The following is a 17,697-nucleotide window of genomic DNA, read 5'->3' on the forward strand; positions in this document are numbered from 1 at the left end:
ATAGCGAATTATCCAATGTATTAAATTTTACTTGATAGCAATGCCCACCTACAGATTTGAGCAATAGTTTTTTACACTCGCCCATTCTCGCTGATATACATTTCAGACTCAATCGCCCCCAGAGTTTTCAGAGTCGTCAGCGTCGCCTCAGTTAACCCAGTAACACCAGCGATCTTCATCCCCTCATAAAGTCTTTTACTTCTCAAACTTCTTATACATTCACCTGTCAAGATATTCCAAATCTTCAGTGTCTCATCTTCACCGCTACTAATGAGAGTATGCCCCTCAGGACTAAAGGTAACTGATAAAACAGCTTGAGTTGGTTGCTGTAAAGTTTTGAGGCATTCACCAGTTTTTACATCCCATAACTTCACAGTTTTATCCATACTACCACTGCTGAGAATTTTACCATCTGGACTAAAGGCAAGCGATCGCACCCACCCTGTATGTCCTGATAATGTTTTCAAGCATTCACCAGTCTTGATTTCCCATATCTTAACTAAGTGATCTCCGCTACCGCTACTCAGGATTTGTCCGTCCGGGCTAAAGGCAATTGACCACACCCACCCTGTGTGTCCTGGCAATGTTTTCAAGCATTTACCAGTATTGATTTCCCATATCTTTACTGTATGGTCATGACCACCACTAGCTAAAGTTAGACCATCAGGGCTGAAGGTAACAGACAAAACTCCGTGGTTTTGTTCATGTAAAGTTTTCAGGCATTGACCAGTCTCGACATCCCATAATTTCACTGTGTGGTCATGACTACCACTAGCCAAAGTCCGACCATCGGGACTAAAAGCAATTGCCCAAATCCAATTCGAGTGTCCTGGCAAAGTTTGCTGATATTTACAAGTTTTAATATCCCATATCTTGATGGTTTTGTCTTCGCTGCCACTAGCGACAATACCACCATCAGGACTCCATGCCACTGACTTGACCTCATTACTATGTCCGATGAGTGTTGCGAAGCATTCGCCAGTATTGATGTCCCACAATTTCACCTTTTTATCACTACTACTAGCCAGCATTTTACCGTCAGGACTGAGGGCAATTGACCAGATGCCATTACCATATCCCTGCATAGTTTTTAAACACTGACCAGTAGCAACTTCCCACAGTTTCAAAGTTTGGTCATTACTGCCACTTGCCAAGATTTGACCATCAGGACTAAACATAACTGCTCGGATCATACTATTGTGTCCTAGCAAAGTTTTCCGACACTCACCACTACTAACATTCCACAGCTTCACTGTATGATCCCAACTTCCACTTGCCAAGATTTGCCCATCTCGACTGAATGCAAGTGACATCACCCAATCAGAGTGTCCCTGCAAGGTCATTAAACATTCACCAGTTTTAATATCCCATAACTTTACTGCTCCATCACCACTACCACTAGCAACGCACCTATCTGAACTGATGGCAACTGACCAAATCCCTTCATTATGTTCTGGCAAAGTTTTCAAACATTTACCAGTGCTGACATCCCACAGCTTGAGTGTTTTGTCCACGCTACCACTAACTAATACTTTGTTGTCAGGACTTAAAACAACTCCTCTCACCATATTCTGATGCCCTGGAAAAGTTTTTAGGCACTGCCCATTACTGACACTCCATATCTTTACAGTCTTGTCATCACTGCCACTGACCAATACTTTCCCATCTGAACTAAATACCAGTGACCAAATTCCTTGTTCATGTCCCTGCAAAGTATTGAGACATTGACCAGTTATGACATTCCAAAGCTTGATTGTTTGGTCTTCACTGCCACTAGCAAGCATAGTACTGTCATGATTAAAGGCAATTGCTGATACCCAATCAGTATGACCTCTAAAGATTTTTAGCTGTTTCCAATCACCAACTTGGTACAAGCGAATCTCACTATTCATATCCCCAATAGCTAAAAATTTTCCATTGGGACTAAATGCTAATGACAAAACACCACCGAAAGTTTCCGCAAATACAGATTGAGCTAGATTAGCGTGAGTAAAATTTACATTGTGCAAATTTACATTTCTTAGGTCTGCTTGCCGAACTGTGAGATGGGAAAAGTCATAGTTACTAAGATCGGTCTTTAGATAACAAAGCAGATTTAGGACATTTCCATCTGCATAACTTTGTTCTTGGCTGAATGTCTGACGCTGCGTTAATAAAATTTCATTTAGTTTGTTTTCTAGGTTTTTTTGACCTCTAAAAATAGAAAGCAACCCATCTATAATAGGTTTAATAATATTACGAATTTGAATTTCAATAATATAGTCTTTTGCTGTTGCTTTTATTAAAGCATGACTTAAGTTGGACAAACGCGAAAACTGTTGCTCTAATAATTCACGAATGTTACCGAAAATAGCCGTATCTTGTTTGATAAATTCAGAAATATTACCATTAAAAACATCTTGAATTGTTGTCGCCACTATTTTCAAAGCTAAGGCGTTACCTGCATAGCGATCAACTACTGCTGTCAATTCTGACTCAGAGCCAGACAACCCCTTGATTTCAAAAATTTTTTGTCCATCTACCGCTTCTAAACCACTCAATTGTAATGAGCGAACGGGTAGTGCTTGTCCTTCAAGTGAGGCTAAATCTTTCGGTTTCTCCCGTGAAGTCAGCAAAAGACAGCCAGTATGGGCAACTTCTCCTACTCGTCTGATCAGTTGAGCGTATTCCTCATAGCCTTCTCGATAGCTACCAGCAATACCCCCACTTTGAAGAATGGTATCAACATTATCGAGGATAATAAGACAGCGATGTTGGCGTAAATAATCAACCAGTCGGGAGATTCTGCCGTCTAAGCTGTTTGGTAAATCAGTTTCTAAAACTTGATCTTCAGAGAAAAATTGAATTAAGTTAGCCAAAAGCTCGAAAAGTGGTGGAGCATTGTAGAGCGATCGCCAAATAAAGTACTCAAACTGTCCCTGAACTTGTTGAGCTAGTTTAGCAGCTAGAGAAGTTTTCCCCATTCCCCCCATTCCCAACACTGCTACCAATCGGCAACGCTCTTTGATTATCAACTGTTCCAGCCTATCTTCCGCACCCTCAACTGTCACAATCGGTTTTTACTCTTTTTTGTGATGATATGAGGATGTATTGTATACCACATCTCAATGAATTAACGGATGCATGATGTCGATAAGGCATAATTTATATCCAAAAATCAAGAGAGAATTAAGTGATAATACTATGTGACACCCCAGGGTGCGGAATGTGGGTTCCAGTGTGTTGAGTTCTGCCGTACGTCCAAAAAAAAGAGAGACATCAATCGCTTCTCCCCAGTCTGCTCGATTTTGAATTTTGAATTTGGGATTTTGGATAGAATTATCCAAAGTTACCCCTACTTCACCTGACTTCAAATACCTGCGCCATCGGCGCTCTAGAGCAGAGTGAAAGTTTTTCTTACTAACCTTCTCACCCAATGCTTCAGTAAGCAGTTTCCAAAGTTCTGGACCGACATGTCGCTTGACATATGCTACGGAGTAACCAGCTGCCGCAGCTATTTGCTCGTAGGTCAGATCCTCCCAAGAGCCTTTGAGGATAGCAAGTTCTACGTTACTCAGCCGTCTTCCAACGTTCACGAACACTGCTTCATCAGCAATTTCCAACGCTTCCTCAAAGTTCATTGGCTACTATGTAAATTCTATGAAAACCATACCATAAAAGTAATTTTACCGGAACTTCACCGGAACTTTACTGTATCGATAATTAATGGCGATCGCTCCTCGCGTGATTGCTCCCGATTGCCGTTGTCTAGAGTCTAATGATAGTAAGCTTTTCGGGCTTAACGTACATAAATAATGAAATTTTTAACCTCAATTTACTTGATAAAAATATCTACAACTGCGGAAATTAATCTGTTGGCTTTAATATTCAGACACCAATTGCTAATTTATCGATCATAAATTTATTGCTTCAGCAGCAGTAGCGAATTCTAACACTCTGGTTAAACAAAGAGATTATCTTTTACGTGCCTATCGGGAAGGGCGTTTAAATTACCATAAAGTTTTAGCTCGTAAATTACCTATTGGTAGTGGTGCTATAGAGAGTTTAATCCGCCAAGTTGTCAATTTAAGAATGAAAGGAAACAGTAAATTTTGGTTAAAAGAAAATGCGGAAATTATGGGGTCTTGTCAGATTTTGGTGATCCGGGTTGGGGGAAGGCAGAAGGCAGAAGGCAGAAGGCAGAAGAAAGAAAGGAAGGAAGAAGCAGTAGTAAATTCAAGCTTTCAGTTTGTTTAAACTGGCAACTAATATACTTTGCATTTCCTCAACTTCATTTAATAGGGATGTAAAAAGATTTTTGTCGGCTAAATCTACTTCTTTAGCAATGATTAATTGCGTATCAAGTTCTCTTAAAGAACCTAATGCAATATGTAAAAACTGTATGTATTCTGGCTTTGAACGCCTACCATAACCTTCAGCTATGTTGGATGCTACAGATACAGAAGAACGTCGTATTTGGCTAGTTAAACCATACAATTCTGACTGAGGAAATAGGCGGGTAAATTTATAACAATTGATAGCAAGTTGAACCGCCCTTTGCCAGATAAACTGATTTCTATAACTCATAAGTTAAGTTTGAAGTTTGTGAAGTCAACAGAAAGTTTGAAGTACAAGAATTATACCGAAGAAAGGCAGAGGGTAGAGGGCAGAAGCCTGCCTTCTCAATCTTTAGCTTGCCAACAAAAATCGTCGTTCAAGTAAGTCTATCTTGGCTCGACCATACATCTGCCGCTTTAACATTTTCAGTCGATTAATATGTCCTTCAACCGGACCATTGCTGAGTGACATAGTTACACCTGCTTTCACCGCATCGTAGTCAGACTCTAAACTCATAGCAAAAGAGCGAAGCAAAGAAACTGAGATTAGCCTCAGCAATTAGGGAAAGGTTGTGTGCTGTTTCCACCTCTTTTGGCACTTTATTATCTGTAATAAAGACTTGTTTTTCCACTTCTTTAAGTGCTTCGGCGTGACTGCCAAAGACTTGCTTGAGGGTTTGAGACAAGTTCTGCAATAAGTGAAAACGGTCTGCAACTTGAATGGCTTCTGGCGCACCTTGACGAATACCACTTTCTTGAAGAAGGCAGAAGTACGAGGGCAGAGGGCAGAAGGTTTTATTTAAAAGGGGATTCAAACCCCTCCTAAATAAGAGCCACCAAATTAAAAATTTGGTGGGGGTCTTAAACCCTTACTCCTTCCAGTCGTAGGCAAAGAGCAGGAAGTAGAATTCCCTTCTGCCTTCTGCCTCCTGCCCTCTGCCTTTCTTGATAAGTTTTTGACCGGTCTCGTGAGACGACTTTGACACCAGGGTGAGCTTTTAACCATTCTGCCAAGGTTTCAGCTTTGGCATCTTTTAGTAGAGCAATTGGTCTGCTGCGTTCCAGGTCAATGAGTGCTGTGCCGTAAGTTTTACATTTACGAAAACAAAAGTCATCTACCCCAAGAATATGTGGCGTTAGGATTGGTGGTAGTGGGATTGAGCGAACTAAATTTAATAGTGTGTTGCGAGCAACTTTTATCCCCAATTGCTCCGAGAGTCTTACCCCTGCTGCACCACCATTACATTAGCTAAAGCAATCGCACTCAGTCGTTGAGCTAAACGCAGAGTTCTTCTCGCCCAAGGTGCGGTTACATTGGTTAGCCTTTCTGTAAAAATGCGTCGTTTACATTCTGTGTTGATGCAAAAAAACTTCCTTACCCGTAACTGTAAGGTAATGCTGTAATCAGCCCAAGGTAAGTCAGCTAAGAAGCGTTCATAGCGACTATGAATTTTATGCGTTGGTTGGTTACAAACTGGACAATTAACTACTCTACTGATGGCGGAAACAATCAACTTTATCTGAGTCTTGATCTCGTCAAGAAAGCAATTTTCAAGTTTCAGATTGGTTGAATCTGGTAATAGGTGAGTTAGCACCGACATAGAGCTTACTGAGGCTTATTCCTCAAATGTTTGATGGAGTGAAGTTTGAAGTACCTCAATTATATCTTTTTTCCTTCTGCCTTCTGCCCTCTGCCCTCTGCCTTCCCCCAACCTAGATCACCAAAAGTTGCCAAGACCCTGAGAATGTTACATCTGCGTTTGTCGGATGCGAGGAAACTGGAATAATTTCTGCAATTCCATTTTTACCTCTTTTATCCATCCTCAATCTGTCTAATATTTTATACCTACAACCGTTGTTTGACAGAAATTTTTGTATTAATTGTTACTTACTAATTAAAATACTGGCGTAAGCAGTTTATTTTAATCAGCCCCAAATCATTGAATGCAAGTCTTCTTGGGATATTTTGAGAAGATACTTTGTCGTGCAATTTTATTTATTAAGGTGATTGAATTTACTTGAACACTAAAAAATATTTTAGATATGCCTGTGGAGTGAGTAGCTAAAAGCACATTTTTTGCCTTTTCAAAATTTAAGTATTACTTGGTGTAGGGTGTGTTACATCAAAAGATGAGTAAAAATAGCGAAAATAGCCGTCTTGTAACTAGATGTTCTACTGTTGGGAGTTTCGACCATCCGTTAAGGTTAACCTACCTGGGTTAATTCTACTATGATAGAAGTTGGGAATCTTTAACCCACCAAAACTAACCATGACTCAACTAAAAACCAAACTCACTCTCGAAGAATTTCTTGCACTTCCCGAAAGTGAACTTGCTTATGAGTTTGTTAACGGTGAATCTGTACCTAAATATAAAAATGAGCAAATGTCTCCTAAATTTTTTCATGGCTCAACTACAGGAGCATTATTTATACTATTATCCACATGGGCGCAAGAAAAAGGTCGTGTTGTCGTGGAATGGGGGATAAAATTAACAAGAAATCAAGAAAATTGGCTACCCGTACCTGATTTGACATACATTTCCTATAACCGTCTTCCTGCTGACTGGCTTAAAGATGAAGCTTGTCCTGTGATACCAGAATTAGTTATCGAAATTATTTCTCCTGGTCAAACTTTTGGAGACATGATCGAAAAGGCTACTTATTATCTTCAAGCTGGCATTTCTCTGGTTTGGATAGTAGATACAATATCTCAAACTATTACTGTCTTTACAGCATCTTCTCTTCCTGTCACATTTCGAGAAAATCAAGTCATCAGTCATGAAACATTACCAGAATTAGAAATTACTCCCCATACTATTTTTCAACGTGCTGGTTTAATTCGTTAGGTCTTGTTTGGTATCAAAAAACGGTGTTGCACCATATCATATGCGATTCCTAGGTCGCACTGTACCCCAGGGGAAACGCATCTTATCAATAAGGTGATTTCTGAAAAAGAAATTACCAGCTAAAGAGGTTGAATCAAGATATCCCATTTGGGCAAAAGTGAATTTCGCTGCAATCTAGGCTCAAGTACCTTCATGGCTTTCTTCGTTAGAGAAATTCCTTTTTGGTAAACAGTCTTGCTTAAAGTTAAAATGGGATGTATACCTTTCCAAGTCATACTTTTAGCCCATGAAAGCATGGTGGTAACATCGACGAGCTTGCTTCCATTCCAATGCTGTTCAAGAATACCCCAACAACGCTCTATGGGATTGTATTTACTATGGTAAGGAGGATAGTAAAGCAACTGAATTGGTGTCTTGATCTCGTCAACAAACTCGACCATCCTGTTTAAGAATTGAGTTCGGATACCGCTACTTTCTGGACCATTATCAACTTTAATTTGGATAAGTTCGGTATGAATGCGTTGTTCTGGTGTAATTGTGTTCCACCACTCAATCAGGCTATCAACAATGAAATCGCTGGTTTTAAGTAGTAAGACAAAATTAATTACACAAAATTTAACCTACAACCTTTATTGAGCCTGAAATCTAATGTGTAAGTATTTTTGTCCGATTACTTATAGGAACTACCAAAGTTAATATGTAGTTGTCCACTATCTTCGTCTACAATCCCACAGGGAATATATTTTTCTGTGCATCCCATATCATGGTCGTTAGCTTGATTGTCCCCTCTGGTTTTTCCCCCACGAGAGTACTCTCCAATATTCACCGTGGCTTTGCAGTCCATGCTTATTCGTTTGATTTTGGTGCTTGTTACTTGCTTATTAAAGTTTTCAATGTTGTTAAAGATATCTTCTGTTTGTGCAATTTTTTTTGAGGTTTGGCTTTTACTACTTTACGAAGAAGATACCCCATTCTGTTCAAGACTTGTGCCATTGTACTTTGAGATGGTAATTGCTCAAAGCTAAATCCCTGTTCTTGGAGTTGTATCAATGCTGATGCTGATGTTAACCGCGTGTAGGTGAGCTACTCACCCACACTAGGACTCATGATATCAGACTTTTGACGCTGGCGCTAGTGTTGCAGTTAAAAAACTGGCTGAAGCGGGAATCTAATCGTGAAGGTGATTTGATTATCGGCACTTTCAACGTAAATTGAACCGCTTAAACGTTCAACCATTGCTTTCACCAAAGCCAGTTCTAGTCCAGAATCACTGGATTTCCAGGGGGCATTGTTGGTAAAACGATAAAATGGCTGGAAAACCTGTGCTAGTTCATGACTAGGAATCTCTGCACCAGCATGACTGACTTTTAACTCTACTGTGTCTGCACTCAATTCAGCAGCAACGGTGATTGATTCACCTGCGGGGGTGCATTTACAAGCCTGGTTAAGTAGTTGGGTGATAATTCGCTCAAAATCGGTAATATCGGTTTCTAAAGGCGGAAGTTTGCCGGCAATATTTAAGTTTAAGTTTTGTTTTTGACAATTGGCAACATCCCGAAAAGACTCGACAATGGGAGTTAGCCAGGTTTGTAAATCAATGGCGATTAATGTCGGCGGTTCGGGTTCGATTTTGAGATAGGTGAGGGTGAGCAAATCATTAATTAACTTACTTTCACGTCCACACTCATGATGTAAAATCTGTAAAAGTTGCGGTACTAATTCTAGATCGAGAATACCAGTTGGGGTCAGCAGACCTTCTAGAGTTTGAGCAGCAAGACTAATAGTAGTTACAGGTGTACGAAGTTCTTGAGAAAGAGTTTTTAAGAATTCATTTTTGTGACGTTCCCGTTTTTCTAGTTCTTTGACCTGTGCTTTGGTTTTTTCCTGTAGTTGAGATTGCCGAATTGCGATCGCACATTCATTAGCTACCTCCTGTACTAAGGATACCTCTAATTGATCAAATATATCTTCTGTTGGTTTAATTAACCAAATATTGCCCAAAATCCCCTGAGAATCGAAAATTGGACAAGCTAGTTGAGAGACAACCTGTACTTGTATATAGCTTCCGGGCAAAATTTCCACAGATTGCAAAGATTGTTTTTGCAAAAGTGGCTGATAAACTTCAGGAAAGTCGGCAATTTCTCTAATTAATCCCTGACAATAAGGTGAACTATGACTATACTCACAAGTCACAGTAGCTAAAGTTTGGGAAGAGTTATAAAGTTCAATTTGGCATCGTTCCAGTTGCAATAATTTCGCTAATTCTTGAACTACGGTTTTTAGAACTTCCTGAGCATCCACACTATCACGGATTTGTTCAGTAATTCTTCGCACTAATGCTTGAAAATTCTGCGCCTGATTTAACTGAAATGTATGCTGTTGTTTTTGGAATTCTAGTTGTTCTTGCAGGTATTTAACCTGTTTTTCTAATTCTGCTTGCTGGACAGCAATACCAAGTTGAATAGCTATTTGTTTGAATAAATCAATTTCTGCTTGTTGCCATTGTCGCTTTTCTCGGCAATGTTGAGCAATTAAAAGTCCCCATAAATTCTGTTGTAATAAGATGGGTACAACTAGATTAGCTTCCACTTGCATAGAGGCGAGAAAATCTCTTTGACAAGGATGCAAACCTGTGGCATAAATATCTTCAACCACATGAATACAGCCACGTCTGTAACGTTCTCGGTGTTTGGCATCAAAACAGGGATCTTTGATTTTTTTTCCTAGTAGGGACTCACCAGCAGTAATTGTGGATTCTGCTAATATTATCCCACCATTATCCGGCTCAAAGCGATAAATTAAAATGCGATCGCTCTCTAATAAATGCCGAATTTCTTTAACTGTCTGCTGGAGAATCGTTTCTAAGTCTTGACCTTGGCGAATTCTTAACGTTGTTGATGCTAATAAACGTTCCCTTTCTGCTTCTATTTTTCCAGCTTGTTCTGCCAGCTTTGAGGGAGTAATATTGCTACTAGTGCCAATCAGTCTATAAATTCTAGAGTCAGCATCTCGTAATGGCGTTAAAGTCGTACTCCACCAAGTGAATATTCCCTGAAATTGTAAACATTGTTCATAAGAAATCGTTTTCCCAAAACGCACACAATCAGCATAACGCTGACGTACACTAGCAGCATCAACGGGAGAGAGAATATCCTCTGGTTTTTTACCCCGGAGTTCTTCAGAGCGAATACCAAGCCACCGTTCATGGGTAGGATTAAGTGCTAGATAGCGAAAATCCCCGTCTTCCAGAACATCAACAATAAATATAGATGTCTGCACAGAATCGTACATACTGAGTAGAAATTGCTCACTACTACTTTTTTTATCTGCTTCTGTGCCGAAAAAAATCTGTGGTGGTGCTGAATTTGTCAAATTTGGGAGCGATTCAACTCGATTGATTTTCATGGGAGAGCCTCTATTTTTGACTGCTGACTCGATCTAGGCGCTCTCTCTTTCATATTAATGCTGATAACAAATTCCTCTTAGCGCCTAAAGCTAAGTATTGTTCAGATTTTATTCATGGATTTATATCTTGCTCTACTTTATAATCCAAAATTGCAATAATCTAAGTAAAATGGCGTAATTAAACATATATATTGACCTCGCTCCAACCCCTTCCTTCGTAGAGAAGGGGAGATTAAAATCCTCTCCCTTTGTTGGGGAGAGGTTGGCAGAGAAATATAATATTTTATTAATTCCACCCGCTGAATAGACGTAAACTCAAGCATTCCTGATGGTTGCAGGCAAAAATACATTTGTATCTTTAGGGAATGATACTGAAATTATTTTTAGTTATGCTTTATAATTATTGCATATACTGAGTTGCAAACTTAGATACAATTAATAATTGTTAGAATTCTTTACATTCAGCCAATCTTAAGCAATTTATAAGCGCTAATTCCTGTTAGTAGCCCTACAATTAACCAGGTAATAGCTAAACCGACAATTTTACCTAAAAACAACTTGATCAAACGGCGTAAAAATAGCCCTACAACAGAACCAGTCGTAACAGCCCAACTGAACTCACGGACTTGAGGGGGCGACAAAGAAATGAAAAAGGTTGCTATAAAAGCATCATAGCCGTCAAACCCCGTTGATAAAATGCCTGCTTATTCTCAACTTTAGCCATCATTTCATCATAATAAATATTTTTTATAAAATTAGCTAAATATCTTGTATTGATGTAACAATATTTATGCAAGCATTATGTTATGTGCTAAGTTGTATCCTAACTTGATATATTACGGTAATCATGGGCTTTTTACTGAGAATATTCGGCTTCGGTTTGCTCATATTGGGTATCTACATTGTTGGACAAAACATCATTTTCACAACCAACGTTTATCCTTACTGGTGGAGAGGAATAGCTGCGGACACATCCATACTTGCACTAACAATAGGAGTGATGATATTAATATTCTTCCCCAGCAGCATGAAAAATCTCGGCTGGATACCCATTATTACTGGGATTATTTTTGTTTTTATGAGTAGTCGAGCTATCCTTAATCCTATGAGCCTCTGGCAATTTTTTCTATCATTAATGTTAATGTCAGGAGGCTATAAAATGTTCATCACCGGACGCTTACCTATGTAAAAATATCCAAATTATGACAATTAAAATCCTGTTCATCCTCAAATCCTGGACATCCTGATTCAGACAATGATTTAAAAACAACAAAAAAACGCCCCCCGTGAGGAGAGCGTTTCTTATTTAACTAGGCTTTACTTATTAACCGTTGATTGCAGGTGCGGTTAGAGCAACAGGAGCAACATCACCAGCAGCCAAATCTAGAGGGAAGTTGTGAGCATTACGCTCGTGCATTACTTCCATACCCAAGTTAGCGCGGTTGATTACGTCAGCCCATGTACCAATCACACGACCTTGAGAATCAATGATTGATTGGTTGAAGTTGAATCCGTTCAAGTTGAAAGCCATTGTGCTGACACCTAAAGCGGTGAACCAGATTCCCACTACTGGCCATGCAGCCAAGAAGAAGTGAAGTGAACGGCTGTTGTTGAAGGAAGCGTATTGGAAAATCAAGCGACCGAAGTAACCGTGTGCTGCAACGATGTTGTAGGTTTCTTCTTCTTGACCGAACTTGTAACCGTAGTTTTGTGATTCGGTTTCGGTTGTTTCACGAACCAAGGAAGATGTAACCAAAGAACCGTGCATTGCAGAGAATAAGGAACCACCGAATACACCAGCTACTCCCAACATATGGAAGGGGTGCATTAAGATGTTGTGTTCAGCTTGGAACACGATCATGAAGTTGAAGGTTCCAGAGATACCCAAAGGCATACCATCGGAGAATGAACCTTGACCGATTGGGTAGATCAAGAATACTGCGGTTGCTGCTGCTACAGGAGCGGAGAATGCAACACAGATCCAAGGACGCATACCTAAGCGGTAAGAAAGTTCCCATTCACGACCGAGGTAGCAAGCTACGCCGATTAAGAAGTGGAATACTACCAATTGGTAAGGACCACCGTTATACAACCACTCATCTAAGGAAGCTGCTTCCCAGATTGGGTAGAAGTGTAAACCGATTGCGTTAGAGGAAGGAACAACTGCACCAGAGATGATGTTGTTTCCGTACATTAAGGAACCTGCAACTGGCTCACGGATACCGTCGATGTCAACGGGAGGCGCAGCGATGAAGGCGATGATGAAGCAGGTGGTAGCAGCTAACAGGGTGGGGATCATCAAGACTCCAAACCAACCGATGTAGATGCGGTTTTCGGTGCTGGTGATCCATTCGCAGAATCTATCCCAGACGTTAGCGGTTGAACGCTGTTGAATGGCTGTGGTCATGTGTTTATAATTGCGTTTGAGTTATGTATGTTTTGGTAGGTGTTTCTACCTCATGCATTTATATTAGGACGTTTATTGAGATTTGTAAAGGGGTTTTCGTATTATTTTTTAATAAACTAGAAAAATAGAATGATAACGTAAACACAGCAAGGGTTTTAGGCGTTGACTGTTTTGTAACAATTTCGCTAATAATTTTCTTGTAGGGTGGGTATAGCTACGCTAAAGCGCAAAAAGTACGCCATCAGCCACATCAAATACTGGCAATAGAAACCATTGGTGCGTTAGCTTTTGGCATAACACTCTCCACAAAAAATCCGTCACTTATATTACTTATATATATGTCCTCATTTAATCAAAATATTGTTACATATAGCCCTGCTTACACCATCGTCCCGACTTATGAATGCTTTAACCGCTGTTCCTACTGCAATTTCCGCACAGATCCGGGTCAAAGTCCTTGGCTGACTCTTACAGAAGCTAAAGGCATTTTACAACAACTGCAAAGTCAGGATGTCTGTGAAATCCTCATCCTCAGTGGGGAGGTACATCCCCATTCCTCAAAGCGTGAGGCGTGGTTACAGCGCATTTATGATTTGTGTGCATTAGCACTAGAAATGGAATTTTTACCACATACCAACGCCGGTCCCCTCAGCTTTGAGGAAATGCAGAAGCTGAAAAATGTCAATGTGTCGATGGGGTTAATGTTGGAACAGCTAACACCACAACTACTGAATACAGTGCATCGCCACGCACCGAGCAAAATACCAGAAGTGAGACTGCAACAGTTACAATGGGCAGGAGAGTTGCAAATTCCTTTCACTACCGGACTACTTTTGGGAATAGGAGAGACTGAAGATGATTGGTGGGCAACTTTAGCAGCTATCTCAGAGTTGCATCAACGCTACCAGCATATACAAGAAGTGATACTGCAACCCCACAGTCCGGGAAATCAGCAAACCTTTGATGCACCGCCTTTTAACCCCCATCAACTACCGGAAGTCATTGCCAAAGCTAGGCAGATTTTACCAATAGATATTACAATTCAAATCCCGCCCAATTTAATTCAAGATCAAGAATGGTTACTTGCTTGTATAGGTGCAGGTGCGAGAGATTTAGGGGGAATTAGCCCCAAAGATGAAGTTAATCCTGATTATCCGCATTTGCAAGAGCAGACATTGAGAAAAATTTTACAGCCTAGAGGATGGGAGTTAGTCCCCAGGTTGCCAGTTTATAACCAATTTACGAGTTGGTTGAGTGAAGAATTGGCTGAGAAGGTCAAAAAGAAAAGTTGGCGTTGCTGATTTGAGGTATGAAAATGATTTTCGATAATCTCCAAACCTTTGTAGAGAAAGGGTTTGAGTCTCTGGTAGGGTGTGGTTCGGCAAGCTCACCAACCACGTCAGACTCGATAAATTGGGACGATTAACAGATTTTCTACATCTGACGCACCTTAATAATATGTTGTCCTCACAGCTGGCAATAACCAATTATCGTTGAGCCATATAGCAGGTGACTCTTAACAGGTGACAGGTGACAGTGCTAAAACTCTTTTGGTGTCTAAGTTTTAGCATTGGTAGATGTCATAACCGCCTTGTCTGTTGCCATACTTGGCCTCAGCAACATCGAAAAGTTTTGGTTATCAAAAAAAATCCCCCCTTCCCAGTCTAGAAGGAGGGTAAAACAGTTAGATTTGAATTAATTCTCCAACTTCAAAGTATTCGCTATCACCCCAAGACTTTCTTCAAAAAGTGCCTCACGACCCCAGCGTTGCACTTGCTGACTCAACAACACTTCTGCTTTCTGTTCCGAAAGAGAACTTACCTGTTGAAACAAACCAGCAGACTGAGCGCCACCGTGAGTTTCCATTCGCATACAACCACCCGTTTCCGAGCAAATTAAAGTTCCACAATTAGCTTGAGGATTAGTAGAACTCAAGCGCAAAGCAATCAAATCACCGATAATTTCACCAATATCAGCAATAGGAACACCGGCTAATTCAGCTTCTATTTGTTTTTGATCTTGAGCCACAAATCTAACACGAGTGATATCATAATCACCGTTTTCCTTGGAATAAGAAACAGCCTGCCATTCCAACCGATTTGCCAACCAACCCAAAAATAGCAACGCTTGAGCCGGGTTGCCCTTTTCGTAATCAATAGTTACACGGTCAATTTCCCGTAAACCAGCACGACGTTGAGGTGCATCATATGCTTCAGCAGTTAACTCTTGCCATGCAGCCAAACGCCGCCAGTTTAAATCAGCCAGCGGTACACCCGTTTCTATCAATTCTTGCAAAGTCAATAAATCATCTTCTGGAGTATTAAAGTTGCAAGAATCAACAATCACATTATTACAAACTGCTGCTAACCTTTTGAATAAAGGATTATGAGCATCTGGTGTAGCCTTCCACCATAAAAACTTAGGCAAACCACCAATTAATAAAGCTGGAATCATTCCTCCAATTCGTTCCAAAGCTGCCACTGTCCCTGTGAGAGTAATGTATTCACAGCAAACTAGTGTACTGGAAGATTGCTTTTGAATTGGACAATAGGCAGAAACTTGCGCCTTTACCCCCTCATCTTCCCCAGCAATGGGACACAAAGCAATAATTCGGCAAGGGTTACGAACCGCGATTTCATCAGCAATAGTAGGACTAGTGGCGCTGAAAGTATAGCCCATAGCCGCGCCATGATTATCTCCCTGTGGTCCACTGTGCTGCTTTTTGAAATATTCTTCCCGTAATACCGTCAGAGTTTCCGGTGTAGCAGTACCAGTTTCTGCTAATTCATGCTTTTTTTGTACTTCCCGCAATGCTGCGTCTGTTTGTGGTCCTAAAATACCATCGATAGGACCATTATAAAAACCAGTTGCAGCTAACAAATACTGGGTTTCTTCCGGTTCATAAACCACCAAAGTAAATGTTGTAGCACGGGTAGCAGCAGGTAGTCCACCGTCCTCGCCGGTGATACCATAACTTTGCCAGATTTGAGTTAATTCCGCTTCTATTTCTGTGAGCGAAACATCCTTAGGTGCTTGTAGTGAAAAAATCGTCGGAGCTTGGGTAGCCATAGTCTATTTTGGATTGGTGATTGGTGATTGGTGATTGGTAATTGGTAATTGGATAAGAATTATTTAGCTATTACCCATTACCCATTACCTAAATACTTAGAGTCTGCGCCAACGGCGACCATCTTGGTTAATTAAAAATTCTGCTTCCGCTGGTTCCCAAGTACCTGCTTCATACTGAGGAACAGTTGTAGGATCTGCGGGTGCATCCCAAACAGAAAGGGCTGGTGTCACTACCTGCCAAGCTGCTTCCACTTCATCTGCCCGTGTGAAGAGTGTTTGGTCGCCCATCATACAATCAAGGAACAGGCGGTCATAGGCATCAGAAGTAGCTTGGATACCAAAGGAACCATAACTAAAATCCATGTCAACGGCGCGAGTACGGAATTCTGCCCCTGGCATTTTCACATCAAAGCGCAGGGAAATTCCTTCATTTGGCTGAATTCGCATCGTCAAAATGTTGGCGTTTGTCTGTTGAGCAGCGGAGGTAAACATTTTGGAAGGAACTTCACGAAAGTGAATAGCAATTTCACTGACTTTTTTCGGCATCCGCTTTCCAGTTCTGAGGTAAAAAGGAACACCTTTCCATCGCCAGTTATCCACCATGAACTTCATTGCTACATAGGTAGGTGTTGTTGAGTTGGGATTCACTCCTGGTTCTGTTCGATACCCAGCGACTGGTTGTCCTTTCATCCAGCCCTCGCTATACTGCCCACGAATTGCCGAACGTGAGAGATTATGAATATCAGCTAGATGAGTAGCTTGTAGTACTTTAACTTTTTCTGTGCGGATACTGTCAGCATCCATCGAATTGGGTGCTTCCATTGCCGTCAAGCAATATAGTTGCATTAAGTGGTTTTGCAACATATCCCGCAGTGCGCCGGCGCTTTCATAATAACCAGCCCGGTCTTCAACGCCTACGGTTTCCGCGACGGTAATTTGTACGTGATCAACAAATTGCCGATTCCACAAGGGTTCAAAAATGGCGTTAGCAAAACGGAACACCAGCAAGTTTTGAACTGTTTCTTTACCCAAGTAGTGGTCAATGCGATAGACTTGGTTTTCTTTACAATATTTCTGCACTATTTGGTTCAGACTTTGGGCAGAAGCCAAGTCTCGACCAAAGGGTTTTTCAATTACCAGTCGATGCTTGTAGGCATCATCTAGCATTCCCCCTGCCCCTAGCTGTTTAATAGCTTCAGGGAAGAAGTTGGGGGCAACGGAAAGGTAGAACATTCGGTTGCCCCTTGTTCCCCGTTTCTCGTCTAATTCGGTTAATAAGGTTTTCAGTTTTTGGTAACTTTCTGGGTCGTCTATATTCCCAGGACAGTAGAACAGACCTTGGGAGAAGTCTTGCCACAGTTCTCCTAGTTCGACATTACTGTGGGCTTCTTCCATGCCCTTCTGCATTTGCTCACGGAAGTACTCATGGCTCCATTCTCGACGTGCTACACCCACAATGGTGGTTTCTGGAGGAATCCGTCTTTCTCTCCGCAATTTGTACAGTGCTGGTACTAGTTTGCGCCAGGTAAGATCCCCGGAAGCGCCAAAGATAACTATAATCTGGGGTTCGGGCATCCCTTGCTGTTGTAGACCAACGCGTAGGGGATTTTCTAGCAGACTGACCATAGAATTTTAGATTTTGGATTTTGGATTT

General features: G+C 40.9%; 16 protein-coding genes and 2 pseudogenes. 4 read left to right on the top strand and 14 right to left on the bottom strand.

Annotated elements, in window-relative coordinates; all coding sequences use genetic code 11:
* Window positions 1-71: 71 nt before the first annotated feature.
* Both ANA7108_RS26595 and ANA7108_RS26600 read right to left on the bottom strand, forming a co-directional pair.
* The gene (locus tag ANA7108_RS26595; RefSeq protein WP_016948910.1) at window positions 72-3,050 is read right to left on the bottom strand and encodes an NB-ARC domain-containing protein; all 2,979 of its coding nucleotides are present in this window, start codon (window positions 3,048-3,050) and stop codon (window positions 72-74) included.
* A 54-nt stretch (window positions 3,051-3,104) separates the two neighbouring features.
* Window positions 3,105-3,620, bottom strand: a complete 516-nt coding sequence (locus ANA7108_RS26600) for a hypothetical protein (RefSeq protein WP_016948911.1) — start codon at window positions 3,618-3,620, stop codon at window positions 3,105-3,107.
* A gap of 313 nt (window positions 3,621-3,933) precedes the next feature.
* On the opposite strand from ANA7108_RS26600, the pseudogene ANA7108_RS28410 reads away from it, so the two are divergent.
* Window positions 3,934-4,119 (top strand): annotated as a pseudogene (locus ANA7108_RS28410) (ISLre2 family transposase); the annotation flags it as partial.
* Between the two features lie 96 nt (window positions 4,120-4,215).
* Here the strand turns inward: ANA7108_RS28410 and ANA7108_RS0101115 are convergent.
* From ANA7108_RS0101115 to ANA7108_RS30775, 5 genes are all read right to left on the bottom strand, one after another.
* Window positions 4,216-4,566: a four helix bundle protein gene (locus tag ANA7108_RS0101115; RefSeq protein ID WP_016948913.1), complete on the bottom strand. Its 351-nt coding sequence runs from the start codon at window positions 4,564-4,566 to the stop codon at window positions 4,216-4,218.
* 102 nt (window positions 4,567-4,668) lie between these two features.
* Window positions 4,669-4,833: a hypothetical protein gene (locus ANA7108_RS26605; protein ID WP_237741572.1), complete on the bottom strand. Its 165-nt coding sequence runs from the start codon at window positions 4,831-4,833 to the stop codon at window positions 4,669-4,671.
* Window positions 4,817-5,131, bottom strand: a complete 315-nt coding sequence (locus tag ANA7108_RS30420; protein WP_026103915.1) for a hypothetical protein — start codon at window positions 5,129-5,131, stop codon at window positions 4,817-4,819. Before ANA7108_RS30420 ends, ANA7108_RS26605 begins: the two co-directional genes overlap by 17 nt.
* Before the next feature lie 46 nt (window positions 5,132-5,177).
* Window positions 5,178-5,522 (bottom strand): transposase, encoded by a 345-nt coding sequence (locus ANA7108_RS30770; RefSeq protein ID WP_026103916.1) that lies wholly within the window; start codon window positions 5,520-5,522, stop codon window positions 5,178-5,180.
* 14 nt (window positions 5,523-5,536) lie between these two features.
* On the bottom strand, window positions 5,537-5,917 hold the full coding sequence (locus tag ANA7108_RS30775; RefSeq protein ID WP_237741469.1) for a transposase family protein: 381 nt from the start codon (window positions 5,915-5,917) through the stop codon (window positions 5,537-5,539).
* A 669-nt stretch (window positions 5,918-6,586) separates the two neighbouring features.
* Here ANA7108_RS30775 and ANA7108_RS0101135 point away from each other — a divergent pair.
* Window positions 6,587-7,162: a Uma2 family endonuclease gene (locus ANA7108_RS0101135; RefSeq protein WP_016948914.1), complete on the top strand. Its 576-nt coding sequence runs from the start codon at window positions 6,587-6,589 to the stop codon at window positions 7,160-7,162.
* 119 nt (window positions 7,163-7,281) lie between these two features.
* On the opposite strand, the gene ANA7108_RS28415 is transcribed toward ANA7108_RS0101135, so the two are convergent.
* From ANA7108_RS28415 to ANA7108_RS26620, 4 genes and pseudogenes are all read right to left on the bottom strand, one after another.
* A complete protein-coding gene (locus ANA7108_RS28415; RefSeq protein WP_144052336.1) occupies window positions 7,282-7,767 on the bottom strand; it encodes a transposase in 486 nt (161 codons plus the stop codon).
* 65 nt (window positions 7,768-7,832) lie between these two features.
* Window positions 7,833-8,212 (bottom strand): annotated as a pseudogene (locus ANA7108_RS31300) (hypothetical protein).
* A gap of 93 nt (window positions 8,213-8,305) precedes the next feature.
* Window positions 8,306-10,567, bottom strand: a complete 2,262-nt coding sequence (locus tag ANA7108_RS0101150) for a GAF domain-containing protein (RefSeq protein WP_016948915.1) — start codon at window positions 10,565-10,567, stop codon at window positions 8,306-8,308.
* Window positions 10,568-11,028: 461 nt separating this feature from the next.
* Entirely contained in the window at window positions 11,029-11,208 is a 180-nt protein-coding gene (locus ANA7108_RS26620) for a hypothetical protein (protein ID WP_016948916.1), read from the bottom strand.
* A 206-nt stretch (window positions 11,209-11,414) separates the two neighbouring features.
* Here ANA7108_RS26620 and ANA7108_RS0101160 point away from each other — a divergent pair, with 206 nt between their 5' ends.
* Window positions 11,415-11,756: a hypothetical protein gene (locus ANA7108_RS0101160; protein WP_016948917.1), complete on the top strand. Its 342-nt coding sequence runs from the start codon at window positions 11,415-11,417 to the stop codon at window positions 11,754-11,756.
* 135 nt (window positions 11,757-11,891) lie between these two features.
* Here the strand turns inward: ANA7108_RS0101160 and psbA are convergent, their stop codons facing one another.
* Window positions 11,892-12,974, bottom strand: a complete 1,083-nt coding sequence (gene psbA, locus ANA7108_RS0101165) for a photosystem II q(b) protein (protein ID WP_016948918.1) — start codon at window positions 12,972-12,974, stop codon at window positions 11,892-11,894.
* Between the two features lie 338 nt (window positions 12,975-13,312).
* Here psbA and cofG point away from each other — a divergent pair, with 338 nt between their 5' ends.
* Window positions 13,313-14,275: a 7,8-didemethyl-8-hydroxy-5-deazariboflavin synthase subunit CofG gene (gene cofG, locus ANA7108_RS0101170; protein ID WP_016948919.1), complete on the top strand. Its 963-nt coding sequence runs from the start codon at window positions 13,313-13,315 to the stop codon at window positions 14,273-14,275.
* Between the two features lie 394 nt (window positions 14,276-14,669).
* Here cofG and opcA read toward each other — a convergent pair whose 3' ends face one another.
* Together opcA and zwf are read right to left on the bottom strand one after the other, a co-directional pair.
* On the bottom strand, window positions 14,670-16,043 hold the full coding sequence (gene opcA, locus ANA7108_RS0101175) for a glucose-6-phosphate dehydrogenase assembly protein OpcA (RefSeq protein WP_016948920.1): 1,374 nt from the start codon (window positions 16,041-16,043) through the stop codon (window positions 14,670-14,672).
* A gap of 96 nt (window positions 16,044-16,139) precedes the next feature.
* Window positions 16,140-17,669 carry a glucose-6-phosphate dehydrogenase gene (gene zwf, locus ANA7108_RS0101180; protein WP_016948921.1) on the bottom strand — a complete coding sequence of 510 codons (1,530 nt, stop codon included), beginning with the start codon at window positions 17,667-17,669 and terminating at the stop codon, window positions 16,140-16,142.
* Between the last annotated feature and the right edge of the window lie 28 nt (window positions 17,670-17,697).

Source organism: Anabaena sp. PCC 7108 (assembly GCF_000332135.1).
Taxonomy (GTDB): domain Bacteria; phylum Cyanobacteriota; class Cyanobacteriia; order Cyanobacteriales; family Nostocaceae; genus Anabaena.